This is a genomic window from Rhizobacter sp. P3_B12 (assembly GCF_056402895.1).
This window is the reverse complement of sequence record NZ_JBFUGN010001566.1, coordinates 1-849: the sequence shown is the minus strand read 5'-3', so window position 1 is coordinate 849 and position 849 is coordinate 1. Positions and strand designations below refer to the sequence as shown.

The 849-nt window shown below is 51.7% G+C and carries 1 protein-coding gene; it reads right to left on the bottom strand.

All coding sequences use genetic code 11. The annotated features are described in order from the left end of the window. Positions 1–32: 32 nt before the first annotated feature. Positions 33–849, bottom strand: an 817-nt coding sequence (locus AC1D01_RS36890; protein WP_477874798.1) for a phosphodiester glycosidase family protein, incomplete at its 5' end; no start/stop codon positions are given.

Genomic DNA, 849 nt, shown 5'->3' with positions numbered 1-849 from the left:
GAGTGAGCGAGGTAATCGACGGCATCAAACCATCACTGGCATCTTGTCGGATCCACCTTGCAAGGATTGCTGGGAATTGACTTTTGTCCGCCAATCACCGGCGTCGCGGGAGGTGTGGCCCCGTTTATGAATGCCATTCCCAATCCGTAGGCCACATACCTGGATTCGTCATAGAGAATCTTGTCGACACCATTCAATGGGTTGACTCGACTTCCATCAATGGTCATACCTGCCGCTGAATTTCCATCCATTCGGAGCGCATGGGTGGCACCAAATGCTCGAAAAATCTCGCACAACTCTGCGGCAGATGCGCTGCCGCCTGAGGTGGAAGACATGAAAATCACCTTGTTGTCGGGAGTCAAGCCAAAAGCCGACCATCTGTTGATATCGGAATCAGTGGTGCAAACGCCATTTTTGATGATGGAAGTCGATGAACTGACCACGCTGTACGGAACCGAGACGCCATCAACGCCGTTCGTCCACAAGGGACCATTGATGGCTTCCTTCCATTTCGGCTGTGTGCCAGGCTGAATCAGAACCGCCAATTGGTTCAAGCCGGGCGCTCCTGAATTGCCTCCATTTTCCCTGTTGCTTCCCAGCACTGTGGAATCCCTTTGCACGAATCCTCTGGCAAGACCAGTTCCCGGGCCTTTACCCCGATCTCCCACCCACGAAAATCCATTGATCATGACCTGAGAGTTCACCGAAAATGTTTCTATTTTCTGAAGAGCCAGCAGGCCAGTCGAATCCAGTGAGTCATACGCTATTCCAACAATCTCGTGAGGATCCGAGTTGTCTCCGATTGCAATATGCACATACGGTGGGATCGTTTCGCATTTCCTGAAGTAC